The organism is Escherichia sp. WS3063 (genome assembly GCF_046486595.1).
Taxonomy (GTDB): domain Bacteria; phylum Pseudomonadota; class Gammaproteobacteria; order Enterobacterales; family Enterobacteriaceae; genus Escherichia; species Escherichia coli.
Genome location: NZ_JBJQKY010000025.1, coordinates 17,677 through 42,716, shown reverse-complemented (window position 1 = coordinate 42,716; position 25,040 = coordinate 17,677). Strand labels below are relative to the sequence as shown.

The window sequence follows — 25,040 nt, the reverse complement described above, 5'->3', positions numbered from 1 at the left end:
TAACTTCTTAAATTCATACGATGCAAAAGGCATCGCTACAATTACGCCCGGGCAGCCCGGCTCACTTCATTTGCCACTCGCTCGGTGGCATCCGGAATGGATGCCGCCCGGGCGCGTTCTGCCATGGTTAATAAGGTTTCTCGCGACCACCCGGCCAGGGTGTTGGCGACAGCATCCACGCTAAGCTGTGACTGCTCGATAATTTTGGCTGCGCCCGCTTTTTCCAGCGGTAGCGCATTCCAGTATTGCTGACGGTCTTTATGTTGAAACGGCACAAACAACGCCGGAAGTCCTGCCGCGGCGATTTCACTCACCGTTAACGCACCGGAGCGGCAAACAACGACATCCGCCCACGCATACGCCGCCGCCATATCATCAATAAATTCCGTCACTTTATGCTGCGGTTGTCCCGCTTCGGCATACGCCTGTTCAACGGATTGTTGCGAACCTTTGCCGCTCTGATGCCAGATAGTGACTGAATCACCCAGTTTTGCAGCAACCTGCGGCATTGTCTGATTAAGAATGCGTGCGCCCTGGGAACCACCCACTACCAACACACGAACCGGACCTTCACGTCCAGCCAAACGTTGCTGCGGCAACGGCAGCGCCAGCACATCGGTACGCACCGGGTTACCCACCACTTCCGCATTAGGGAAAGCGCCTGGAAACGCCTGCATCACTTTGGTAGCAATCTTCGCCAGCCATTTATTGGTTAAGCCCGCAATACCGTTTTGTTCATGAAGTACAACCGGAATGCCTAACGACCACGCAGCCAGACCACCTGGACCTGATACATAGCCGCCCATACCGAGCACCACGTCAGGTTTGTACGCTTTCATAATCGCCCGCGCCTGACGCCAGGCGTTGAAGATACGCAGCGGCGCAGCTATCAGTGCTTTTATACCTTTTCCACGCAGACCAGAGATACGAATGAAATCAATTTCGATGCCATGTTTTGGCACTAAGTCCGCTTCCATACGGTCGGCAGTCCCCAGCCAGCGAACTTGCCAACCCTGAGCCATTAGATGGTGCGCAACCGCCAGTCCCGGGAATACATGTCCACCGGTTCCGCCTGCCATCACCATTAATCGCTTTCCTTGACCACTCATCGTGAACCTCGTACAAACGCCTGCGCTTTCTCCAGACGCGTTTCATAATCAATACGCAACAGCATCATGATGGCTGTCGACATAATCAGTAAGCTCGAACCACCGTAACTGATCAGCGGCAATGTCAGACCTTTGGTCGGTAACATCCCCGCCGCCGCGCCTACGTTAACCAGCGCCTGGAAACTAAACCAGATACCAATAGAACAGGCGAGAAAACCGGAAAAACGGTGGTCAATTTCTAATGCTTTGCGGCCAATCGACATCGCGCGAAAAGCGACGAAGAATACCATTAAAAGTGCCAGCACCACACCGACATACCCCAGTTCTTCGCCGATAATGGCGAAAATAAAGTCAGTGTGCGCTTCCGGCAGATACTCCAGTTTTTGTACCGAGTTACCTAAACCTTGTCCCCACAGTTCACCGCGACCAAACGCCATCAACGATTGCGTTAACTGATAGCCGCTGCCAAAGGGATCTTCCCACGGATTCCAGAATGCGGTAACACGGCGGATACGGTACGGTTCGGCGAGGATCAGCAACACAACAGCTGAAATGCCCATACCGATAATGGCAATGAACTGCCACAATTTCGCTCCCGCCAGGAACAACATCGCCAGCGTAGTCACAAACAACACCACCACCGTACCAAGGTCTGGCTGTGCCAGCAGTAGCACTGCCAACACCAGAATTACGCCCATCGGTTTCAGAAAGCCGCGCAGGTTATTACGTACTTCGTCGCCTTTACGCACCAGATAGTTGGCGATATAGCAAAACAACGACAGTTTTGTCAGCTCCGCAGGCTGGATACGCAGCAAGCCGAGATCGATCCAACGCGATGCCCCTTTAACCGAGCTACCCACTACCAGAACGATCATCAGCAGGATGATAGATCCGAGCAGCATCGTGGCACTGTAGCGTTGCCAGAACTCCATCGGCAGACGCAGCGTAATGATCGCCAGAATGAATGCCAGGATCAGATAGACGCCATCACGCTTCGCGAAGAAGAACGGATCGTTGGTTAAGCGTTGCCCTATGGGCATTGACGCCGAGGTCACCATGATAAAGCCAATCGCCGCGAGGCCGAAGGTCAGCCACAGTAAGGTGCGATCGTACATGATCAGGCTGTCGGTATCTTTTTCCCGCGAGCCCATCACCCAGCCCTTTAGCGCCGTGGAGATCCAGACCAGAATACTGAATCCTGGCAGGCGCGGCATTTTCAGGCGAGGGAGAGATAAACGCATCAACCTAACTCCTTCGCCAGACGGGCAAACTCATTGCCTCGTTGTTCAAAGTTCTTGAACTGATCAAGGCTGGCACAGGCCGGGGAGAGCAGAACCATATCGCCCGGCTGAACACGCGGAGCCAGCAAGCGCATCGCCTGTTCCATGGTTTCGGTTTGTTCTGCCACTTCCGGGCGTAGCGCCGCCAGCTGCGCGCCGTCCCGACCGAAACAATACAGACGTACGTTATCGCCATTCAGGTAACGCGCCAGTGGGCTAAAATCTGCCGATTTACCATCGCCGCCCAGCAACAAATGCAGCGTGCCGTCTACGTGCAGGCCATTCAGTGCCGCTTCCGTACTGCCGACGTTGGTCGCTTTTGAATCGTTAATCCAGCGCACACCGTTATGCTCCAGCACAACTTCAAAGCGATGCGGCAGACCAGTGAATGTGGTTAACGCTTTCAGGCTGCTGGCGCGCGGCAAACCAGCGGCATCTGCCAGTGCCAGAGCTGCCAGTGCATTGGTGTAGTTATGCTGCCCGGAAAGTTTCATTTCTTTCACGTTCAGCACTTTCTCGCCCTTCACCCGCAGCCAGGTTTCACCCTGCTGATGATTCAGGTGATAGTCACCCATGTTGACGCCAAAGCTGACGCAGCGTTCATCCGCACCGCGAATCGGCATTGTTAAGGCATCATCAGCATTAACCACGCAAATTTTTGCGTTTTCGTAAATGCGCAGTTTTGCTGCACGATACTGTTGTAAACCAAACGGATAGCGATCCATATGATCTTCAGTTACGTTCAGAATGGTCGCTGCTACCGCCTGTAAACTGGAGGTGGTTTCAAGCTGGAAGCTCGACAGCTCCAGCACGTACAGTTCGCACTCATCATCCAGCAGCATCAACGCAGGCAGGCCAATATTGCCACCCACACCAACGTTAACCCCCGCCGCTTTCGCCATTTCACCCACTAGCGTGGTGACCGTGCTTTTGCCGTTAGAACCGGTGATCGCCACAATCGGTGCTTGTGCTTCACGACAGAACAGCTCGATATCGCCAACGATTTCGATTCCGGCATCAGCGGCAGCGCTTAAGGATGGATGCGCCAGTGCAATACCGGGACTGGCGACAATCAGATCGGCCGCCATCAGCCATTCATCATTCAGACCGCCCGTGTGGCGTTCTACAGCTTCGGGTAATTTATCCAGGCCAGGCGGTGTCATACGCGTATCCATAACGCGCGGCGTCACACCGCGAGCGAGGAAAAAGTCCACGCAAGAAAGCCCGGTGAGGCCCAGGCCGATAATGACGACATTTTTACCCTGGTAATCAGCCATGATTAACGTACCTTCAGCGTTGCCAGACCAATCAGGACCAGCATCAGCGAAATAATCCAGAAACGTACAATGACGCGCGGTTCCGGCCAGCCTTTCAGTTCATAGTGGTGATGAATCGGTGCCATGCGGAAAATACGTTGTCCGCGCAGTTTAAAGGAGCCGACCTGCAGGATGACGGAAAGTGTTTCTACCACGAACACGCCCCCCATAATCACCAGCAGGAATTCCTGACGCAGCAGTACGGCGATAATACCTAACGCACCACCTAACGCCAGCGAACCGACATCGCCCATAAAGACCTGCGCCGGATAGGTGTTAAACCACAGGAAGCCCAGCCCTGCCCCGACTATCGCGGTACAGACAATGACCAGTTCCCCGGCGTGTCGTAGATACGGTATGTGTAAATAGCTGGCAAAGTTCATGTTGCCGGTCGCCCACGCCACCAGCGCAAAACCACCGGCGACAAATACGGTCGGCATAATTGCCAGACCGTCAAGACCATCAGTCAGGTTTACCGCGTTGCCTGTACCCACAATGACGAAGTAAGCCAGCAGAATGTAGAACAGCCCCAGTTGCGGCATCACATCTTTAAAGAACGGAACCACCAGCTGCGTTGCGGGCGTGTCTTTGCCGGCAAGGTACAGCGCGAAGGCAACACCCAGCGCAATGACCGACATCCAGAAATACTTCCAACGAGCGATCAACCCTTTGGTGTCTTTACGCACCACTTTGCGATAGTCATCAACAAAGCCAATGATGCCGTAGCCTACCAGCACCACCAGTACGCACCAGACGTACGGATTGGATGGATAAGCCCACAGCAGTACGGAGATCACAATCGCTGTCAGGATCATAATCCCGCCCATGGTCGGCGTACCGCGCTTGCTGAAGTGTGATTCAGGACCGTCGTTACGCACCACCTGACCAAAGGAAAGTTTTTGCAAATGAGCAATCATGCGCGGGCCCATCCACAATGAGATGAACAGCGCAGTCAGCAGGCTGACGATGGCGCGAAACGTCAGATAGGAAAAGACGTTAAAGCCGGAATAATATTTGACCAAATGTTCGGCCAGCCAAACTAACATGTCCCATTCTCCTGTAAAGCGCGTACTACCTCTTCCATGGCAGCACTACGTGAACCCTTAACTAAAATCGTAATTACCTGTTGCTCAGCAATCAGTGATTTAAGACGCGCGATAAGCGCAGTTTTATCGGAAAAATGTTCGCCAACGCCGCTGGCGGTGCTGATAGCATGGCTTTGTTTGCCCACGCTTAACACGCGGTCAATACCAGCTGCTTTTGCCGCTTCGCCCACCTGTATATGGCAGGCTTCGCTTTCAGCGCCCAGTTCCGCCATATCGCCCACCACCAGCACGCGGTAGCCCGGCATTTCAGCCAGTACCTGGACTGCTGCAGTCATTGAACCAACATTGGCGTTGTAGGAGTCGTCGAGCAGCAACTGGTTTTCTACCAGTTGAATGGGGAACAGACGGCCTGGAACAGCTTTCAGATTTGCCAGCCCCGCTTTGATAGCATCAAGCGTTGCGCCCACGGCCATGGAGAGCGCAGCGGCTGCCAGCGCATTCGCAATATTGTGACGCCCCGGCAACGGCAGCAGAACATCGACGCTACCTGTTGGGGTTTGCAGCGTAAATTCCGTACCGTGCGAAGTCACATGGATATTGGTGGCGGTGAAATCGCTGTTGGCGGCATTGGGTGAGAAACGCCACACTTTGCGTGAGCCAATTACGCTCTGCCAGTTCAGCCAGTCGTTGTTGTCAGCGTTCATGATGGCGATACCGTTTTCCGGCAGGCCGCTAAATATTTCACCTTTCGCTTTCGCGACACCCGCAAGCGAGCCAAAACCTTCCAGATGTGCCGCTGCCAGGTTGTTGACCAGCGCCGCTTCCGGGCGAGTCAGACTCACAGTCCAGGCAATTTCACCCTGATGGTTCGCGCCAAGTTCAATAACTGCGTAATCGTATTCCGGCGTTAAGCGCAACAGCGTCATCGGTACACCGATGTCGTTATTGAGATTGCCTGCCGTATAAAGTGTGTTGCCGCACTGGTTTAAAATTGCCGCCGTCATCTCTTTAACGGATGTTTTGCCGGAGGAACCTGTCAGAGCAACCACGCGCGCCGGAACTTGCTGGCGAACCCATGCAGCCAGTTCACCAAACGCCAAACGCGTATCCTTGACGATTAACTGCGGCAGATCGATATCCAGCGGACGGCTAACCAGTAGTGCGCCTGCGCCGCCAGCTTTCGCCTGGTCGGCAAAATCATGAGCATCGAAACGTTCGCCTTTCAGGGCAACAAACAGGCAGCCCGGCGTCAGTTTTCGCGTGTCAGTGGTTACAGCATCAAGGGTAATATCTGCACCTTGCAGTTCACCGTTGAGAATATCGGTAAGTTGGCTAAGGGTTACGCTAATCATGCAATCACCCCCAGCAGACGCGCCACCGTGACGCGATCGGAGTAGTCCAGACGCTGATTGCCAACAATCTGGTAATCCTCATGACCTTTGCCCGCGACCAGTACCACATCATTCTCTTTAGCCTGCATAACAGCGCAAGTCACCGCTTCAGCACGGCCTTCCATCACTTTGGCATGTCCGGCATCTAACATTCCCGCCAGAATATCGTTGATGATGGCACGCGGTTCTTCGGTACGCGGGTTATCGTCCGTTACCACCGCCACGTCAGCGAACTCTTCAGCAATTGCGCCCATCAGTGGACGTTTGCCTTTATCACGATCGCCACCACAGCCAAAGACGCACCACAGCTTGCCCGCACAGTGCAGGCGCGCCGCCTGTAAGGCTTTTTCCAGTGCATCTGGCGTATGCGCGTAATCCACCACCACCGTCGGTTTGCCTGGTGCAGTGAACACTTCCATACGTCCGCAAACCGGTTGCAGACGCGCGGCGGTTTTCAGCAGCTCAGCCAGTGGATAGCCGAGTGCCAGCAGTGTCGCCAGCGCCAGCAGCAGGTTGCTGACGTTAAAAGCGCCCATCAGATGGCTTTCAATTTCCCCATCGCCCCAGCTTGAGCTAAAGCGAATAGTCGCACCGCTGTCGTGATAGTTCACTTCAGTCGCTTTCAACCAGCGTCCGTGACAGTTCGGATTGATATGATCTTCCATTGACACCGCAACCGCGTCTGGCAGTTTTGCCAGCCAGCGGCGACCCACTTCATCGTCGGCGTTAACAATCGCCTGACCGCAATGATGTGCAGAATAAAGCAGCCATTTCGCCGCTTCGTAGTGTTCCATATCACCATGGTAATCAAGGTGATCGCGGCTTAAGTTGGTAAAGACCGATGCCGCAAATTTCAATGCCGCCACACGGTGCTGTACCAGCCCGTGGGAGGAAACTTCCATTGCGCAAAAAGTCGCGCCCTGATCCACCAGCCCCGCCAGCTCATGCTGAACATCGACTGCCGAACCGGTGGTATTTTCTGTCGGGATCACTTTCCCCAGCAGGCCGTTACCAACGGTGCCCATTACCGCGCTGGTTTCGCCAAGCAGTTGGCTCCACTGTGCCAGCAGCTGGGTCGTCGTGGTTTTGCCGTTGGTGCCCGTTACGCCTACAAGACGTAAATTGTCAGAGGGTTCATGGTAAAAGCGGCCCGCCAGTGCAGATAAACGCTCGTTGAGCTGGCTGAGATAGATGACCGGTACGCCGTGCATTTCACGGATTTCACCGTCGGTCGCCTCATCTTTCGCCTCTGCAATAATGGCAGCCACACCTTGCGCTATCGCCTGCGGGATATATCGACGCCCGTCCGCCTGATGACCTACTACAGCTACAAAGAGATCGCCCGCCGCAGCCACACGGCTGTCGAGTGTCATCTCTCGCAGTGCTCGCGAAGGTGCGTCTGGCACCCACGGAGCAAGAAGGTCGCGCAAATTACGATCTGCCACCTGTCCCCTCGCCTTGATTAATCACAAATTCATTTTTATCGCCCGTTGTCAGCGCATCCGGCTCGATGTTCATGGTACGCAATACGCCGCCCATGATGGCACCAAAGACCGGCGCGGAAACGGCGCCGCCGTAGTATTTACCCGCCTGCGGATCGTTGATAACAACAACCAGCGCGAAGCGCGGCTGACTCGCAGGCGCAACGCCTGCGGTATAAGCAATATATTTATTGATGTAGCGACCGTCCGGCCCGACCTTTTTCGCGGTACCGGTTTTAATGGCGATACGATAGCCTTTAATCGCCGCCTTCACGCCGCCGCCGCCCGGTAGCGCCACGCTTTCCATCATATGCACCACGGTGCGAACAATGGATTCCGGGAAGACACGTTCACCGGGAACCGGGGGGTCAACTTTGGTAATCGACAGTGGGCGATAAATGCCGTAGCTGCCGATAGTTGCGTAGACTCGCGCTAACTGTAACGGTGTTACCATTAGCCCGTAGCCGAAAGAGAAGGTGGCCCTCTCTATGTCAGACCACCGTTGTTTTTGAGGATATAAGCCACTGCGTTCTCCGACCAACCCCAAATTGGTCGCTTTTCCCAGTCCAAAACGTGAGTAAGTATCTACTAACGCTGAGGACGGCATCGCTAACGCCAGCTTGGAAACACCGACGTTACTCGACTTCTGTAATACCCCGGTCAGGGTTAATTCGCTGTAGCGTGCCACGTCTTTGATTTCGTGGCCGTTAATTCGATAAGGAACGGTATTCAGTACCGAGTTTTCCCGCACTACGCCACGTTGCAACGCGGTCATCACCACCATCGGTTTAACCGTTGAACCCGGTTCAAACACGTCAGTGATGGTACGGTTACGCATCGCCTCTTTCGGCGTGCCACTCAGATTGTTTGGGTTGTATGACGGGCTGTTAGCCATCGCCAGCACTTCACCGGTGTTGACATCCACCAGCACGGCGCTACCAGATTCAGCTTTGTTAAAGGCCACCGCGTTGTTCAGTTCGCGATACACCAGCGCCTGCAGGCGTTCATCAATACTCAGCGCCAGGTTGTGCGCCGCCTGACTGTCGGTGGAAGAGATATCTTCAATTACGCGACCATAGCGGTCTTTACGCACAATGCGCTCACCCGGCTGCCCGGTAAGCCATTTATCGAAACTCTTCTCAACGCCCTCAATCCCCTGACTATCGACGTTAGTAAAGCCGATGAGGTGAGCGGTCACTTCGCCGGATGGATAATAACGGCGAGATTCTTCACGCAGATGAATCCCCGGCAGTTTCAGTTTTTTGATGTACTCTGCCATGTCAGGGTTTACCTGACGCGCCAGATAAATAAAGCGCCCTTTCGGGTTGGCGTTAATGCGGGCTGAAAGCTGATCCAGCGGAATATTGAGTGCGTTAGCCAGCGCCTTCCAGCGATCACCGACGCTGATACCGCCAGCGTCATGCACTTCTTTCGGGTCAGCCCAAATCGCTTTAACCGGCACGCTCACCGCTAACGGGCGACCAGAACGGTCAGTAATCATGCCGCGGGAGGTGGAAACTTGCTGAACGCGAAGAGAACGCATGTCGCCCTCTTTTACCAGCATATCCGGGGAGATAACTTGTAACCACGCTACGCGTCCGAGCAGAAAAGCCAGCGCCAGGAGAATACAGCCGCATAACAACGCAAAACGCCAACTGATAAAGTTGGCATGTTCTTCCTGACGTTTTGGTTTCTGCGTTTTCGCCGCTGCTTTCATGCGTCGCGTTTATCCTTATTTTTGCACTACGATATTTTCTTGTGACGGATCAACATGCTGCATTTGCAGCTTTTCCGTGGCTATCCTTTCCACCCGGCTATGGTCGCCGAGCGCATTCTCTTCAAGGATCAGGTTGCGCCATTCAATGTCTAAAGCATCTCGCTCCAGCACCAGTTGTTCGCGCTGAGCGGTCAGTAAACGGGTATGGTGCGCCGTGGTTACCACGGTCACCGCCGTCAAAATAATGCAAATGAACAGGCAGAGTGGCAGCTTCCCAAATCGCAAAAGATCGTCACCGATAACACCAGGCAATGCATGGCGCTCGTGGCTTCCCATCGATCCTTTAACTTTGCTTAGAGCTTCTGTCACTCTGCTGATCATGCGTTCGTCCTCTCTGCAATACGCAGAACTGAACTACGGGCACGAGGGTTCTCAGCCACCTCTTCTTCGCCCGGCATTAACTTGCCTAGTGCTCGCAGCTGACGGCCACCCAGTTTTTTGAGCTGCTCTTCAGTCATCGGTAACCCTGCCGGAACTTGCGGACCGCGGCTGTTTTCACGCATAAAACGTTTCACAATACGGTCTTCCAGCGAGTGGAAGCTGATGATCGAAAGCCGCCCACCCGGGGCCAGCACGTTGAGCGAGCTTTTTAGCGCCTGCTCTATCTCCTCCAGTTCACTGTTTACCCAAATGCGCACCGCCTGGAAGGTCCGGGTCGCGGGATGTTTAAACTTATCTTTCACCGGCGTTGCAGCAGCCACGACTTCCGCCAGTTCTTTGGTGCGGGTCATCGGCTGTTCGCGGTTACGCTCGACAATTGCGCGGGCAATGCGTTTGGCAAAACGCTCTTCACCATAGGTTTTCAATACCCAGGCGATATCGGCTTCTTCTGCGGTTTGTAGCCATTCAGCGGCTGACTGCCCACGGGTTGGGTCCATACGCATGTCCAGCGGACCATCGCGCATAAAGGAAAAGCCGCGTTCAGCATCATCAAGTTGCGGTGAAGAGACGCCAAGATCGAGGAGAATGCCATCGATCTTGCCGATAAGATCGCGCTCGGCAACGTATTCGCCCAGCGCGGAGAAAGGTCCGTGGATGATGGAGAAGCGCGGATCATCAATAGTCTTCGCAACGGCGATAGCCTGCGGGTCGCGATCGATCGCCAACAAACGCCCCTCTTCGCCAAGCTGCGAGAGGATCAGACGTGAGTGACCACCGCGACCAAAAGTCCCATCAATGTAGATGCCATCAGGACGGATATTGAGGCCATTAACGGCTTCATCCAGCAGCACCGTAGTATGTTTATAGTTTTCCATCATTTTATAGAGACAAGTCCTGCAGTCGCTCCGATAAGTCTCCGGTAGCCAACTGCTCTGCGTCGATATCTTCCTTGACCTGTTGATGCCAGGTTGTTTCATCCCACAGCTCAAACTTGTTGAACTGTCCAACCAGCATCACTTCTTTTGTCAGCCCGGCATGTTGCCGCAGTACTGGCGCGATTAACAATCGACCTGCGCCATCCATCTGACATTCGCTGGCATGACCTAACAGTAGGCGCTGCACACGGCGCTCAACCGGGTTCATGCTCGACAGACGCGATAATTTTTGCTCGATAATTTCCCATTCAGGCAGGGGGTAAAGCAGCAGGCACGGGTGATGAATGTCAATGGTGCAAACCATTTGACCGGCAGCGTTCTCAAGCAGCTGTTCCCGATAACGGGTAGGCACTGATAAGCGCCCTTTGCTGTCGAGATTGACTAACGTTGCTCCCCGGAACATGCCAGCCTCACCCCTTATTCCCACTTTGCCCCACAATTTCCCACTGAAAGGAGTTTACGGAGCGGAGGAAAAGCTTGTCAAGCCAGTCACAAGGCATACCGAGGTAAAAAACCCGATGTTTACGGCTAATATCAGCGTTGTTTATTTTACGTCCAACGTGCGAAGCAAATTAACGTTATGAATAGCTGTAAGAAAAAATCCCTCATCGTCATCACCGTTTTAAAATGACTCACTATTTTCCACAGCAAATATAAAGTGTCAGTTTGCGACGCGAGCGGCATTTTAGGACATATCTTCCCCGGTTAACAGTCCCTGTTGCGTCTGTGTGGCGCTTGATGCCAGCGGGTTTGCGCAAAAGCAAAGAAAAGTGTTTGTTAAATCGGCAATTCATCTCTGCATGTAACAAAATAATGCAAAAACGCGCTATCGATATCACTTAATTATTGTGAATTTCAGCTGGTGAGGTAATTAACGGGCAGGTTTAAAAGCATTTATCAATAATAGCCAGGAATAGTCTTATTTACTTTAAGGATATTGATGTCCATTCCCGTACTCAACGCGCCAGAGAGAAATTCACCTGGCGCGTATTTTTGTTCGCGGCTTAGCTACGGCTGAGCACGCCGCGGCGATAGAGATTACGTTTAATGCGCGTTAAACCAGGTTTTGGCTTACGCGGTTCGTCCAGGCTTGCCAGGACAATCTCCAGCACACGCTCTGCGACATCGCGGTGACGTTGAGCCACTGCCAGCACCGGGCACTGTAAGAAGTCGAGCAGTTCGTTATCGCCAAAGGTGGCAATTGCCAGGTCAGAAGGCAGTTTGCCGTCACGACGTAGCGTGACATCCATCACCCCTTGCAACAACGCAAACGACGTTGTGAACAGTGCCTGCGGCATCGGATGCGTTTCCAGCCATTTTTCGAATAACTGGGCAGCCGCCTCCCGCTCATAGCTGTTGGCATAAAGGAAATGCACTTCGCGCGGATCATCTTTCCAGGCAGTACGGAAACCTTGTTCACGCAGGAAGCTGACAGAAAGCTCCGGCAGCGCGCCAAGATAAAGTACCGTCTCGGCGGGAAACTTACGTAACTCTTCCGCCAGCATTTCGGCATCATCCTGATCGGCACCAACCACGCTGGTGAAATGTTCACGATCGAGGGCGCGGTCCAGCGCGACAATCGGGAACGGGTCGTTAGCCCAGCGTTGATAAAAAGGATGCTCAGGTGGCAACGACGTCGAAACAATAATGGCATCAACCTGACGCTGCAAAAGATGCTCGATACAACGCATTTCGTTGTCGGGCTGATCTTCCGAGCAGGCAATCAGCAGTTGATAACCCCTTTGCCGCGCCTGGCGTTCAAGATAGTTAGCGATGCGGGTATAGCTGGTGTTCTCCAGATCGGGGATCACAAGACCAATAGAACGTGTGCGTCCAGCACGAAGCCCAGCTGCCACGGCGTTCGGGTGGTAATTGTGCTCACGCACCACAGCCATGACTTTTTCAACGGTTTTGTCGCTCACACGGTATTGCTTCGCTTTGCCGTTAATAACATAGCTTGCAGTGGTCCGCGACACTCCCGCCAGCCGAGCGATTTCATCCAGTTTCACAATTGCCCCTTGCGTAAAATGTAAAAACCATAGCCATTGTACTGGTATGGGTTAAATTCATTAACATCTAAGCGCAGAAAATTAACTGCGGCAACTGCTTTTATTCCAGGTTCCCACTGATTTCGCAAAAAAAGCCCAACGTGACATGTTGGGCTGCAAATTGCGCATTGAGATCATTCTCAACGCATTATTTTTTCGCCGCGCGAAAGTCCGACCACACCAGAGCGAGCAACTTCCACAATTTTCGCCACATCGCGAATCGATGCTAAAAATGCATCAAGCTTATCGCTGGTACCTGCTAATTGAACGGTATAAAGCGAGGGTGTGACATCGATAATTTGCCCACGGAATATTTCCGTATTACGTTTCACTTCGTCACGCCCGTAGCCGCTGGCCTGAATTTTCACCAGCATGATTTCCCGCTCAACATGCGCCCCCTGCCCCAACTCGCTCACGCGTAATACATCGACCAGCTTGTGTAATTGCTTTTCGATCTGCTCAAGCACTTTTTCATCGCCCACGGTCTGGATGGTCATACGCGATAATGTCGGATCGTCGGTTGGCGCAACGGTCAGGCTTTCAATGTTGTAGCCACGCTGGGAAAAAAGGCCAATCACGCGGGATAACGCGCCTGATTCATTTTCGAGTAAGACTGATAATATCCGGCGCATAATCAGGTTCTCTCCGTTTTGCTTAACCACATTTCATCCATTCCGCCCCCGCGAATCTGCATCGGGTAGACGTGCTCACTGCCATCGACGGTGACATCAACAAACACCAGGCGATTATTGCGCACCTGTTCCAGCGCCTCGCTAAGTTTGCTTTCCAGTTCTTGCGGATGAGAAATCTGGATCCCGACGTGACCATAGGCTTCCGCCAGACGAACGAAATCGGGTAGCGATTGCATATAAGATTGTGAATGACGGCCGGAATAGATCATGTCCTGCCACTGTTTCACCATCCCCAGATAGCGGTTATTGAGATTCACCACCAGTACCGGCAACTCGTATTGCAAGGCGGTAGACAGTTCCTGGATGTTCATCTGAATACTGCCGTCGCCAGTGACGCAAACCACGGTTTCTTCTGGCAACGCCATTTTGACGCCCAGTGCCGCAGGCAAACCAAACCCCATCGTGCCGAGGCCGCCAGAGTTGATCCAGCGACGCGGTTTGTCGAATGGATAATAAAGCGCAGCAAACATCTGGTGCTGCCCGACATCGGACGTCACGTAAGCGTCTCCCTTCGTCAACCGCCAAAGAGTCTCGATCACCGCCTGCGGTTTAATCTTTTCACTGTGAGAGTCATATTTCAGGCACTGACGAGCGCGCCACTGTTCAATCTGTTGCCACCAGTCGCGGATCTCATCCAGCGGTTGATGGACGGATTCTTGCGACAGGAGTTCAAGCATTTGTTCAAGGACCTGGCGAGCATCCCCCACAATCGGGATATCAGCAGTCACGGTTTTAGAAATGGAAGTAGGATCAATGTCGATATGCAGAACCGTGGCATTTGGGCAGTACTTCGCCAGATTGTTCGTCGTTCGGTCATCAAAACGCACCCCGACGGCAAAAATCACATCCGCGTTATGCATCGTCATATTGGCTTCGTAGGTGCCGTGCATTCCCAGCATGCCCAGTGCCTGACGATGCGTTGCCGGAAACGCCCCCAGCCCCATTAATGAGGAAACAACGGGCAGATTCAACGCCTCCACCGTTTCTTTTAGCTGCTGATGACAGCCCGCCGTGATTGCCCCACCGCCTACATAGACAACCGGTTTTTTTGCCGCCACCAGCGTTTGCAGAGCGCGCTTAATTTGCCCTTTATGCCCGGAGGTCGTGGGATTGTAAGATCGCATACTGACCGACTCCGGCCAGACGTAGGGTAATTTGTTCGCCGGATTAAGAATATCTTTGGGTAAATCAACGACCACGGGCCCAGGGCGACCACTTGCCGCCAGCCAGAAAGCCTTTTTCAGCACCTGCGGAATGTCTTCCGTTTGCTTAACCAGAAAACTGTGTTTAACCACCGGGCGAGAAATCCCCACCATGTCGCACTCCTGAAAGGCATCGTAGCCTATCAACGAGGTCGCTACCTGCCCGGAAAGGACAACTAAGGGAATGGAATCCATATAAGCGGTGGCAATGCCAGTAATCGCATTGGTCGCCCCTGGACCCGACGTTACCAGCACGACGCCGACTTCCCCGGTCGCGCGCGCCAGACCATCGGCCATATGCACCGCCGCCTGCTCATGACGAACTAAAACATGATCGATACCACCCACGGTATGCAATGCATCGTAAATATCAAGGACCGCGCCTCCGGGATAACCGAATACTTGTTTAACGCCCTGATCGATAAGCGATCGGACGACCATCTCGGCTCCAGACAACATCTCCATGGCCTGCCTCACTGTTTGACGGAAAAAATGTGTAAAACACATTAACCGTCCGATCTTGCTTAAGCAATTGGCAGACAGAGACATAAACACGAGGTAATAAGAATAAACAGGAGGAAAGGTGAAAAGAAACGATAAAATCCTCCATTACAGAGGATTAAATTGATAATAAATCGGCTGAATCCTACAACTTACAGCAATTTCTCTATTTTTTTAATTAATCCTAAAATAGAGAGAACACACATTCAGAATAAAATTCTACATTCAATAAAAAATGCAGAATAAACCAGACATTGATGTCTGACCTATTCTGCATTCAGTTAGCGTTTGCAAATTGAGACTAATTGCTCTTCCATCCACTGATGGCCTTTATCGCGCCCGGCAGCTTCATGCCAGGAGAGATAACAGGTTCTGCTGTTTTGTTTTAACGGCAGCGGTAATACCTGTAACTCTAAGGATTCAGCGAACTCTTCAGCCAACCAACGCGGCGCAATAGCGACCAGATGCGTTTGCGACACCACGCTCAGTACACTCATCATTGCCATGCCCTGATACGCGATACTGGCTTGTTTATCTACCGTGTCATACCACGGTTGACTAAATGACGCGAAACGATCGAGCGAAACTGCCGCATGTTGTTCGTTATAAACATCATGTTTCAGTAACGGGCCTTTAATTGTTGGATGATTTTTGCTGGCTACCAGCACCATTTCATCTTTAAATAATGGCACACTGGTAAATTCAGGACGATGGAAGTCTTCATAACTAATCACAAACTCCGTTTCCTGATAACGCAGCTGATGTTCAGTGTTCTGATTTAATGAAGACTTGAACATAACATGTATATTTGGCGCAGTTTGCTCAATGTGATTATAAATCTGCGAGGTCAGAATGCTGTCTAACGGGCTGCAGACACAAAGATGAAATACACGTTCACTACTGGCAGGCTCAAAACCTGAACCTGGCAATTCATTTTGTACTAATTGCAATGCCTGACGAACTGAACCAAAAAGTTGAAATGCGCGAGCAGTCGGTTGAATGCCACGGCCATAACGAACAAAAAGCTCGTCATTAAACATCACCTTCAGGCGTGCAACCGCGTTACTGACCGCAGGTTGCGACATCCCCAGAACATGAGCGGCACGGGTGATGTTTTGCTCCTGCATCACGGCATCGAAAACGGTTAATAAGTTGAGATCGACCATGCGTAGTTGTGGCTTGCTTAACTCCGCCGTCTCTGGTTGATCTGTTTGTACCTCTGGCATACTTAACTCCACTGTCACACTTAACTCCCTTTCCCTTATTGGAATGCAGAGAAATAATCCTCGAGAATATGATTTATCATGCATATAAAATAAGAAAAAGGAAAATGAGAAAAATTAGGAAAACATAAAGATACGGGTTCTTATAAAAACAGAACCCATTGCCGAGTAAAGCGTCATTTACCGCAGCATAATAATCCATAATGTTTTTGTCGCGAAAACAATCTAATCATAACTACCGCGAATACTCAATCATCCACAAAATGGATTAAATGTGCTTTTTTAATAATTAATTTATATGTTTAATGCATTAATTCTTAACATTAATCGAACAATAATATTCACCAAATGAATATCAAAAAATTAGCAAAGCATATAATTCAATACAAATCATCAAGATAGGTTTTGTAACGCGTGCATTTTATCCCCCTTTTCCTCGTTGATTAGATGCAAAAATTTATTCTGAAATATGTCAACCGATGAAAAGCGTCGGTGGTTAAGCAGAAATTAATATCGCTTGTTTTAACCACCGCAGCACAATTAGCTAATTTGACGAATGCAGAACTCACGCTGGCGGAACGTTTTTGTTGCGTCAGGGTTGACATCCGTTTTTGTATCCAGTAACTCTAAAAGCATATCGTATTCATCTGGAGCTGATTTAATGACTCACATCGTTCGCTTTATCGGTCTACTACTACTAAACGCATCTTCTTTGCGCGGTAGACGAGTGAGCGGCATTCAGCATTAAGCCAGCACGCAGTCAAACAAAAAACCCGCGCCATTGCGCGGGTTTTTTTATGCCCGAAGCGAGGCGCTCAAAAAGAGACAAGGACCCAAACCATGAGCCAGCAAGTTATTATTTTCGATACCACATTGCGCGACGGTGAACAGGCGTTACAGGCAAGCCTGAGTGCGAAAGAAAAACTGCAAATTGCGCTGGCCCTTGAGCGTATGGGTGTTGACGTGATGGAAGTCGGTTTCCCCGTCTCTTCGCCGGGCGATTTCGAATCGGTGCAGACCATCGCCCGCCAGGTCAAAAACAGCCGCGTATGTGCGTTAGCTCGCTGCGTGGAAAAGGATATCGACGTGGCAGCTGAATCTCTGAAAGTTGCCGAAGCCTTCCGTATCCATACCTTTATTGCCACTTCACCAATGCACATTGCCACCAAGCTGCGTAGCACGCTGGACGAAGTAATCGAACGCGCTATCTATATGGTGAAACGCGCCCGTAATTACACCGATGATGTTGAATTTTCTTGCGAAGATGCCGGACGCACACCCATTGCCGATCTGGCGCGCGTGGTTGAAGCGGCGATTAACGCCGGTGCCACCACCATCAACATTCCGGACACCGTGGGCTACACCATGCCGTTTGAGTTCGCCGGAATCATCAGCGGGCTGTATGAACGCGTACCCAACATCGACAAAGCCATTATTTCCGTACATACCCACGACGATCTGGGCCTGGCGGTCGGCAACTCACTGGCGGCGGTACATGCCGGTGCACGCCAGGTGGAAGGTGCAATGAACGGGATCGGCGAGCGTGCCGGGAACTGTTCGCTGGAAGAAGTCATCATGGCGATCAAAGTTCGTAAGGATATCCTCAACGTCCATACCGCCATTAATCACCAGGAGATATGGCGCACCAGCCAGTTAGTTAGCCAGATTTGTAATATGCCGATCCCGGCAAACAAAGCCATTGTTGGCAGCGGCGCATTCGCACACTCCTCCGGTATCCACCAGGATGGTGTACTGAAAAACCGTGAAAACTACGAAATCATGACACCAGAATCTATTGGTCTGAACCAAATCCAGCTGAATCTGACCTCTCGTTCGGGGCGTGCGGCGGTGAAACATCGCATGGATGAGATGGGATATAAAGAAAGTGAATATAATTTAGACAACCTGTACGACGCTTTCCTGAAGCTGGCGGACAAAAAAGGCCAGGTGTTTGATTACGATCTGGAGGCGCTGGCCTTCATTGGTAAGCAGCAAGAAGAGCCGGAGCATTTCCGTCTGGATTACTTCAGCGTGCAGTCAGGTTCTAACGATATTGCCACTGCCGCCGTCAAACTGGCCTGTGGCGAAGAAGTCAAAGCAGAAGCCGCCAACGGTAACGGTCCGGTCGATGCCGTCTACCAGGCGATAAACCGCATCACTGACTATAACGTCGAACTGGTGAAATACAGCCTGACCGCCAAAGGTCACGGTAAAGATGCGCTGGGTCAGGTGGATATTGTCGCCAACTACAACGGTCGCCGCTTCCACGGCGTCGGCCTGGCCACCGATATTGTCGAGTCCTCCGCCAAAGCCATGGTGCACGTACTGAACAATATCTGGCGTGCCGCAGAAGTCGAAAAAGAGTTGCAACGCAAAGCTCAACACAACGAAAACAACAAGGAAACCGTGTGATGTCGAAGAATTACCATATTGCCGTATTGCCGGGGGACGGTATTGGTCCGGAAGTGATGACCCAGGCGCTGAAAGTGCTGGATGCCGTGCGCAACCGCTTTGCGATGCGTATCACCACCAGCCATTACGATGTAGGCGGCGCAGCCATTGATAACCACGGGCAGCCGCTGCCGCCTGCGACGGTTGAAGGTTGTGAGCAAGCCGATGCCGTGCTGTTTGGCTCGGTAGGTGGTCCGAAGTGGGAACATTTGCCGCCAGACCAGCAACCAGAACGCGGCGCACTGTTGCCTTTGCGTAAACACTTCAAATTATTCAGCAATCTGCGTCCGGCAAAACTGTATCAGGGGCTGGAAGCATTCTGTCCGCTGCGTGCTGACATTGCCGCTAACGGCTTCGACATCCTGTGTGTGCGCGAACTGACCGGCGGCATCTATTTCGGTCAGCCAAAAGGCCGCGAAGGTAGCGGACAATATGAAAAAGCGTTTGATACCGAGGTGTATCACCGTTTTGAGATTGAACGTATCGCCCGCATCGCGTTTGAATCTGCTCGTAAACGTCGCCATAAAGTGACGTCTATCGACAAAGCCAACGTGCTGCAATCCTCTATTTTATGGCGGGAGATCGTTAACGAGATCGCCACGGAATACCCGGATGTCGAACTGGCGCATATGTACATCGACAACGCCACCATGCAGCTGATTAAAGATCCATCACAGTTTGACGTTCTGCTGTGCTCCAACCTGTTTGGCGACATTCTGTCTGACGAGTGCGCAATGATCACTGGCTCAATGGGGATGTTGCCTTCCGCCAGCCTGAACGAACAAGGTTTTGGTCTGTATGAACCGGCAGGCGGCTCCGCACCCGATATCGCAGGCAAAAACATCGCCAACCCGATTGCACAAATCCTGTCGCTGGCACTGCTGCTGCGTTACAGCCTGGATGCCGATGATGCGGCTTCCGCCATTGAACGCGCCATTAACCGCGCATTAGAAGAAGGCATTCGCACCGGGGATTTAGCCCGTGGCGCTGCCGCCGTTAGTACCAATGAAATGGGCGATATCATTGCCCGCTATGTGGTAGAAGGGGTGTAATCATGGCTAAAACGTTATACGAAAAATTGTTCGACGCTCACGTAGTGTACGAAGCCGAAAACGAAACCCCGCTGTTATATATCGACCGCCACCTGGTGCATGAAGTGACCTCACCGCAGGCGTTCGATGGTCTGCGCGCCCACGGTCGTCCGGTACGTCAGCCGGGCAAAACCTTCGCCACCATGGATCACAACGTCTCTACTCAGACCAAAGACATTAATGCCTGCGGTGAAATGGCGCGCATCCAGATGCAGGAGCTGATCAAAAACTGCAAAGAATTTGGCGTCGAGCTGTATGACCTGAATCACCCGTATCAGGGGATCGTCCACGTAATGGGGCCGGAACAGGGCGTCACATTGCCGGGGATGACCATTGTCTGCGGCGACTCACATACCGCCACCCACGGCGCGTTTGGCGCACTGGCCTTTGGTATCGGCACTTCCGAAGTTGAACACGTACTGGCAACGCAAACCCTGAAACAGGGCCGGGCGAAGACCATGAAAATTGAAGTCCAGGGCAAAGCCGCGCCGGGCATTACCGCGAAAGATATCGTGCTGGCAATTATTGGTAAAACCGGCAGCGCAGGCGGTACCGGGCATGTGGTGGAATTTTGCGGCGAAGCAATCCGTGATTTAAGCATGGAAGGTCGTATGACCCTGTGCAATATGGCAATCGAAATGGGCGCAAAAGCCGGTCTGGTTGCACCGGACGAAACCACCTTTAACTATGTTAAAGGCCGTCTGCATGCGCCGAAAGGCAAAGATTTCGACGACGCCGTTGCATACTGGAAAACCCTGCAAACCGACGAAGGCGCAACTTTCGATACCGTTGTCACTCTGCAAGCAGAAGAGATTTCGCCGCAGGTCACCTGGGGCACCAATCCAGGCCAGGTGATTTCCGTGAACGACAATATTCCCGATCCAGCTTCGTTTGCCGATCCGGTTGAACGCGCGTCGGCAGAAAAAGCGCTGGCCTATATGGGGCTGAAACCGGGTATTCCGCTGACCGAAGTGGCTATCGATAAAGTGTTTATCGGTTCCTGTACCAACTCGCGCATTGAAGATTTACGCGCGGCAGCGGAAATCGCCAAAGGGCGAAAAGTCGCGCCAGGCGTGCAGGCACTGGTGGTTCCCGGCTCTGGCCCGGTAAAAGCCCAGGCGGAAGCGGAAGGTCTGGATAAAATTTTTATCGAAGCTGGTTTTGAATGGCGCTTGCCTGGCTGCTCAATGTGTCTGGCGATGAATAACGACCGTCTGAATCCGGGCGAACGTTGTGCCTCCACCAGTAACCGTAACTTTGAAGGCCGCCAGGGGCGCGGCGGGCGCACGCATCTGGTCAGCCCGGCTATGGCTGCCGCCGCGGCTGTGACCGGACATTTTGCCGACATTCGCAACATTAAATAAGGAGCACACCATGGCAGAGAAATTTATCAAACATACAGGCCTGGTGGTTCCACTGGATGCCGCCAATGTCGATACCGATGCAATCATCCCGAAACAGTTTTTGCAGAAAGTGACCCGTACGGGTTTTGGCGCGCATCTGTTTAACGACTGGCGTTTTCTGGATGAAAAAGGCCAACAGCCAAACCCGGACTTCGTGCTGAACTTCCCGCAGTATCAGGGCGCTTCCATTTTGCTGGCACGAGAAAACTTCGGCTGCGGTTCCTCGCGTGAGCACGCGCCGTGGGCATTGACCGATTACGGTTTTAAAGTGGTGATTGCACCGAGTTTTGCTGACATCTTCTACGGCAACAGCTTTAACAACCAGCTGCTGCCGGTGAAATTAAGCGACGCAGAAGTGGACGAACTGTTTGCGCTGGTGCAGGCCAATCCGGGGATTTATTTCGACGTGGACCTGGAAGCGCAAGAGGTGAAAGCGGGAGAGAAAACTTATCGATTTACCATTGATGCCTTCCGCCGCCACTGCATGATGAATGGTCTGGACAGCATTGGCCTGACCCTGCAGCACGACGACGCTATTGCGTCTTATGAAGAGAAGCAACCGGCGTTTATGCGTTAGTTTGTACACCGTCCGGCACTCAATCGCCAAAAAGAAAAAAGCCAGCAGATAATCACTGCTGGCGTGGCGATTAGCACCAATACTCAGTCACACATGATGTCCGCAAATCAGTAGTCAGAATGACTCCCCTCCCACTGCATCAGTTCTTCAAGCATAGTTAATCGTTGTGGGACGCTTAACCAACGCAACCAGCACAACTTCGCTGTCGCGGTAAAATAGTGCTGATAAAACTGACGCATGGGGCACCTCCTTGCTTCATCGTTAGGAATTATTGACTTAATATAGGGAAAATAAAATTGCTGACTTTTGCGCAGGAGTTCCCCTTTTATGCCATCTGCTCGTCTGCAACAACAGTTCATCCGCCTGTGGCAATGCTGCGAGGGTAAATCGCAGGAGACCACGCTCAACGAACTGGCAGCGTTACTGAGTTGCTCGCGTCGTCATATGCGCACCCTGCTCAACACCATGCAGGATCGCGGCTGGCTGACGTGGGAAGCGGAAGTCGGGCGCGGTAAACGCTCGCGTCTGACATTCCTCTATACCGGGCTGGCGCTTCAGCAACAGCGGGCGGAAGACCTGCTGGAGCAGGATCGTATCGATCAACTAGTGCAGTTGGTTGGCGACAAAGCGACTGTGCGGCAAATGCTGGTTTCTCATCTGGGCCGCAGCTTCCGCCAGGGGCGGCACATCCTGCGCGTTCTCTACTATCGTCCGTTGCGTAATCTGCTGCCCGGTAGTGCATTGCGTCGTTCCGAAACCCATATCGCCCGGCAAATCTTCAGTTCGCTAACGCGTATAAATGAGGAAAATGGGGAACTGGAAGCGGACATCGCCCACCACTGGCAGCAAATTTCACCGCTTCACTGGCGCTTTTTTTTGCGTCCGGGGATCCATTTTCATCATGGTCGTGAACTGGAAATGGACGATGTGATCGCCTCTTTAAAACGGATCAATACGCTGCCGCTCTATTCGCATATTGCTGAAATTGTATCGCCGACGCCCTGGACGCTGGATATCCACCTCACGCAACCGGACCGCTGGTTACCGTTACTGCTGGGGCAAGTTCCGGCGATGATCCTGCCGCGCGAATGGGAAACCCTCAGCAACTTTGCCAGCCATCCCATCGGCACCGGTCCGTATGCGGTGATCCGCAACAGCACCAATCAACTGAAAATTCAGGCATTCGATGACTTCTTCGGTTACCGGGCATTAATCGACGAAGTTAACGTCTGGGTTCTGCCGGAAATTGCCGACGAGCCAGCCGGAGGGCTGATGCTAAAAGGGCCACAGGGCGAGGAAAAAGAGATTGAAAGCCGCCTGGAGGAAGGTTGCTACTATTTACTGTTCGACAGCCGCACCCATCGCGGGGCGAATCAGCAAGTCAGGGACTGGGTAAGCTACGTGCTTTCTCCAACTAATCTGGTCTATTTCGCTGAGGAACAGTACCAGCAACTGTGGTTCCCGGCTTATGGACTGCTCCCCCGTTGGCACCATGCTCGTCCGACACATTGCGAAAAACCCGCCGGGCTGGAAAGCCTCACCCTGACCTTTTATCAGGATCATATTGAGCATCGAGTGATTGCCGGGATCATGCAGCAGATTCTGGCAAGTCACCAGGTCACGCTGGAAATCAAAGAGATCAGCTACGATCAGTGGCATGAAGGAGAGATCGAGAGCGATATCTGGCTTAACAGCGCCAACTTTACGCTGCCGCTGGATTTTTCGCTGTTCGCGCACTTGTGCGAGGTGCCGCTGCTCCAACACTGTCTTCCGATCGACTGGCAAGCCGACGCCGCCCGCTGGCGCAATGGCGAAATGAACCTGGCGAACTGGTGCCAGCAACTGGTCGCCAGCAAAGCAATGGTGCCACTTATCCACCACTGGCTGATCATTCAAGGGCAACGCAGTATGCGCGGCCTGCGTATGAATACCCTCGGCTGGTTCGATTTTAAATCAGCGTGGTTTGCACCACCGGATCCAGAGTAGCTCGCGCCTTTTGGCGGTGATGAGCGCGTTTTTTATATTCAGACGGAATGAATAAAATACATTACTTTTATATTTTCTCTGTTTTATGCATCGTCTGATTAGCGTCGCAAATAAGATTAAAGAAGGGGCATTCCAGCCCCTCTTTCATATTCTGAGTTAATCAATAACGGCGCAGTCTAGCCTTGTTCTGGCCGGAACGGTCAGCTTTTTCAGGTTAACCTCGCACAGGTCAGTCATACCATCTGCTATTGTTCATTTCAGCATTGCTCAGGTCAACCTCGAGACGGTCAATACCACAAATGACAACCCCGTTAAAGTAAGCATTACTCAGATCAATGCACCCGGTCCTGGTGTTCTCTTTCATCTGCAACTCCAGAGTAAATATCGCCTCATCGCCAATAAAAAAACTGACTCTTAACGTATCTTTTGGCGAGAGTGAGGCCTTCGCGGCCATATTTTCCGGATCTATTGCATGTTCTTTGAGTTTATTAAAATTTATCAGCCAGTGGGTAAACTTATCACGCGCATCCCCGTCGACAGCCCCGGTAAAGTATTTTGAGTAGTCATCACTATTATGGAAATAAAATGCATCCTTCAGAATTTGCCTTGCCGCAGCCTGGGAATGTTTATCTGACCGGAAGAGATTGCGTAACGTCTCCCATAGCGCTTCAAAGAGATTCATATTCTCGGTCTTTTTGACCAGGTTAAACATCCTCATAATCTGAGAATGAGTAAGGCCTGGATCTTTAGTGGTATTACTAGCAGAGATACTAATCTGTTCTGGGTTTCTTACTTTCATGCTGATAGCTCCACTCTGAGTTAAAAACTCAGAATAAGCGTCCTGAATAAGAATACTGTCAAAAATCGCTCATTCACGCAATAAGCCGTTGCATTACCGATTTTGACTGTGCTAAGGGATTCTTTCGGTTCAAAGCTTCCCAGCTATGCAAATACGTCCTTGATAGCTGAACGAATATTGGCTTTTTTAATACGCCTTCTCTATGGATTGCTGGTTGATAACAAAATCACTACACTAACGCCGTTCTCAACGGGGTGCCACGCTGCCGCGTGCGCTGAGAAAATACCCGTCGAACCTGATCCGGATAACGCCGGCGAAGGGATTTGAGGCTCCTTCTCAAGTCCTTTGCCA

24 protein-coding genes and 1 riboswitch are annotated in these 25,040 nt (G+C 52.1%); of the genes, 7 read left to right on the top strand and 17 right to left on the bottom strand.

Features of this window, described 5'->3' with window-relative positions; all coding sequences use genetic code 11:
- Positions 1 to 41: 41 nt before the first annotated feature.
- From murG to ilvI, 14 genes are all read right to left on the bottom strand, one after another.
- Positions 42 to 1,109: an undecaprenyldiphospho-muramoylpentapeptide beta-N-acetylglucosaminyltransferase gene (gene murG, locus ACJHYW_RS19835; protein WP_000016564.1), complete on the bottom strand. Its 1,068-nt coding sequence runs from the start codon at positions 1,107 to 1,109 to the stop codon at positions 42 to 44.
- Positions 1,106 to 2,350: a cell division protein FtsW gene (gene ftsW / locus ACJHYW_RS19830; protein ID WP_001295532.1), complete on the bottom strand. Its 1,245-nt coding sequence runs from the start codon at positions 2,348 to 2,350 to the stop codon at positions 1,106 to 1,108. Before ftsW ends, murG begins: the two co-directional genes overlap by 4 nt.
- The gene (gene murD / locus ACJHYW_RS19825; RefSeq protein ID WP_000796455.1) at positions 2,350 to 3,666 is read right to left on the bottom strand and encodes a UDP-N-acetylmuramoyl-L-alanine--D-glutamate ligase; all 1,317 of its coding nucleotides are present in this window, start codon (positions 3,664 to 3,666) and stop codon (positions 2,350 to 2,352) included. The genes ftsW and murD overlap by 1 nt, the downstream gene beginning before the upstream one ends.
- A 2-nt stretch (positions 3,667 to 3,668) precedes the next feature.
- Positions 3,669 to 4,751, bottom strand: coding sequence for a phospho-N-acetylmuramoyl-pentapeptide-transferase (gene mraY, locus ACJHYW_RS19820; protein WP_000964122.1), 1,083 nt, complete (start codon positions 4,749 to 4,751; stop codon positions 3,669 to 3,671).
- Positions 4,745 to 6,103: a UDP-N-acetylmuramoyl-tripeptide--D-alanyl-D-alanine ligase gene (gene murF, locus ACJHYW_RS19815; RefSeq protein ID WP_000626667.1), complete on the bottom strand. Its 1,359-nt coding sequence runs from the start codon at positions 6,101 to 6,103 to the stop codon at positions 4,745 to 4,747. The genes mraY and murF overlap by 7 nt, the downstream gene beginning before the upstream one ends.
- Positions 6,100 to 7,587: a UDP-N-acetylmuramoyl-L-alanyl-D-glutamate--2,6-diaminopimelate ligase gene (gene murE / locus ACJHYW_RS19810; protein ID WP_000775105.1), complete on the bottom strand. Its 1,488-nt coding sequence runs from the start codon at positions 7,585 to 7,587 to the stop codon at positions 6,100 to 6,102. Before murE ends, murF begins: the two co-directional genes overlap by 4 nt.
- Positions 7,574 to 9,340, bottom strand: a complete 1,767-nt coding sequence (gene ftsI / locus ACJHYW_RS19805) for a peptidoglycan glycosyltransferase FtsI (protein WP_000642212.1) — start codon at positions 9,338 to 9,340, stop codon at positions 7,574 to 7,576. The genes murE and ftsI overlap by 14 nt, the downstream gene beginning before the upstream one ends.
- Before the next feature lie 15 nt (positions 9,341 to 9,355).
- Positions 9,356 to 9,721: a cell division protein FtsL gene (gene ftsL, locus ACJHYW_RS19800; RefSeq protein ID WP_000625658.1), complete on the bottom strand. Its 366-nt coding sequence runs from the start codon at positions 9,719 to 9,721 to the stop codon at positions 9,356 to 9,358.
- Positions 9,718 to 10,659, bottom strand: coding sequence for a 16S rRNA (cytosine(1402)-N(4))-methyltransferase RsmH (gene rsmH, locus ACJHYW_RS19795; protein ID WP_000970479.1), 942 nt, complete (start codon positions 10,657 to 10,659; stop codon positions 9,718 to 9,720). Before rsmH ends, ftsL begins: the two co-directional genes overlap by 4 nt.
- A 1-nt stretch (position 10,660) precedes the next feature.
- On the bottom strand, positions 10,661 to 11,119 hold the full coding sequence (gene mraZ / locus ACJHYW_RS19790) for a division/cell wall cluster transcriptional repressor MraZ (RefSeq protein WP_001295770.1): 459 nt from the start codon (positions 11,117 to 11,119) through the stop codon (positions 10,661 to 10,663).
- Positions 11,120 to 11,720: 601 nt separating this feature from the next.
- Positions 11,721 to 12,725 (bottom strand): catabolite repressor/activator, encoded by a 1,005-nt coding sequence (gene cra, locus ACJHYW_RS19785; RefSeq protein ID WP_000762401.1) that lies wholly within the window; start codon positions 12,723 to 12,725, stop codon positions 11,721 to 11,723.
- A gap of 81 nt (positions 12,726 to 12,806) precedes the next feature.
- Positions 12,807 to 12,893, bottom strand: coding sequence for a fruR/shl operon leader peptide (locus ACJHYW_RS19780; RefSeq protein WP_001303787.1), 87 nt, complete (start codon positions 12,891 to 12,893; stop codon positions 12,807 to 12,809).
- Positions 12,894 to 12,904: 11 nt separating this feature from the next.
- Positions 12,905 to 13,396: an acetolactate synthase small subunit gene (gene ilvN, locus ACJHYW_RS19775; protein ID WP_001353460.1), complete on the bottom strand. Its 492-nt coding sequence runs from the start codon at positions 13,394 to 13,396 to the stop codon at positions 12,905 to 12,907.
- A gap of 2 nt (positions 13,397 to 13,398) precedes the next feature.
- Positions 13,399 to 15,123 (bottom strand): acetolactate synthase 3 large subunit, encoded by a 1,725-nt coding sequence (gene ilvI / locus ACJHYW_RS19770; RefSeq protein WP_000425651.1) that lies wholly within the window; start codon positions 15,121 to 15,123, stop codon positions 13,399 to 13,401.
- A gap of 118 nt (positions 15,124 to 15,241) precedes the next feature.
- Here ilvI and ACJHYW_RS19765 point away from each other — a divergent pair, with 118 nt between their 5' ends.
- A complete protein-coding gene (locus ACJHYW_RS19765; protein ID WP_120795371.1) occupies positions 15,242 to 15,286 on the top strand; it encodes a protein YabR in 45 nt (14 codons plus the stop codon).
- 154 nt (positions 15,287 to 15,440) lie between these two features.
- On the opposite strand, the gene leuO is transcribed toward ACJHYW_RS19765, so the two are convergent.
- Positions 15,441 to 16,385, bottom strand: a complete 945-nt coding sequence (gene leuO / locus ACJHYW_RS19760; RefSeq protein WP_001361829.1) for a transcriptional regulator LeuO — start codon at positions 16,383 to 16,385, stop codon at positions 15,441 to 15,443.
- A 658-nt stretch (positions 16,386 to 17,043) separates the two neighbouring features.
- Between leuO and leuL the strand changes: the two genes are divergently transcribed.
- The 5 genes from leuL (at position 17,044) to leuD (ending at position 21,904) form a co-directional block, all read left to right on the top strand.
- The gene (leuL, locus tag ACJHYW_RS19755) at positions 17,044 to 17,130 is read left to right on the top strand and encodes a leu operon leader peptide (protein WP_001300467.1); all 87 of its coding nucleotides are present in this window, start codon (positions 17,044 to 17,046) and stop codon (positions 17,128 to 17,130) included.
- Between the two features lie 92 nt (positions 17,131 to 17,222).
- A complete protein-coding gene (gene leuA / locus ACJHYW_RS19750; protein WP_000082807.1) occupies positions 17,223 to 18,794 on the top strand; it encodes a 2-isopropylmalate synthase in 1,572 nt (523 codons plus the stop codon).
- A complete protein-coding gene (leuB, locus tag ACJHYW_RS19745; RefSeq protein ID WP_000042358.1) occupies positions 18,794 to 19,885 on the top strand; it encodes a 3-isopropylmalate dehydrogenase in 1,092 nt (363 codons plus the stop codon). Before leuA ends, leuB begins: the two co-directional genes overlap by 1 nt.
- A 2-nt stretch (positions 19,886 to 19,887) precedes the next feature.
- Positions 19,888 to 21,288, top strand: a complete 1,401-nt coding sequence (leuC, locus tag ACJHYW_RS19740) for a 3-isopropylmalate dehydratase large subunit (protein ID WP_001140652.1) — start codon at positions 19,888 to 19,890, stop codon at positions 21,286 to 21,288.
- 10 nt (positions 21,289 to 21,298) lie between these two features.
- Complete coding sequence (gene leuD / locus ACJHYW_RS19735; RefSeq protein ID WP_000818238.1) at positions 21,299 to 21,904, top strand: 3-isopropylmalate dehydratase small subunit; 606 nt, start codon at positions 21,299 to 21,301, stop codon at positions 21,902 to 21,904.
- Positions 21,905 to 22,011: 107 nt separating this feature from the next.
- Here leuD and sgrT read toward each other — a convergent pair whose 3' ends face one another.
- Positions 22,012 to 22,143 (bottom strand): glucose uptake inhibitor SgrT, encoded by a 132-nt coding sequence (sgrT, locus tag ACJHYW_RS19730; RefSeq protein ID WP_001248768.1) that lies wholly within the window; start codon positions 22,141 to 22,143, stop codon positions 22,012 to 22,014.
- An 88-nt stretch (positions 22,144 to 22,231) separates the two neighbouring features.
- Here sgrT and sgrR point away from each other — a divergent pair, with 88 nt between their 5' ends.
- Complete coding sequence (gene sgrR / locus ACJHYW_RS19725; protein WP_001138635.1) at positions 22,232 to 23,890, top strand: DNA-binding transcriptional regulator SgrR; 1,659 nt, start codon at positions 22,232 to 22,234, stop codon at positions 23,888 to 23,890.
- A gap of 229 nt (positions 23,891 to 24,119) precedes the next feature.
- On the opposite strand, the gene espY2 is transcribed toward sgrR, so the two are convergent.
- On the bottom strand, positions 24,120 to 24,689 hold the full coding sequence (gene espY2, locus ACJHYW_RS19720; protein ID WP_000868330.1) for a T3SS effector EspY2: 570 nt from the start codon (positions 24,687 to 24,689) through the stop codon (positions 24,120 to 24,122).
- 240 nt (positions 24,690 to 24,929) lie between these two features.
- A riboswitch (TPP riboswitch) is annotated at positions 24,930 to 25,029 on the top strand.
- Positions 25,030 to 25,040: the final 11 nt, after the last annotated feature.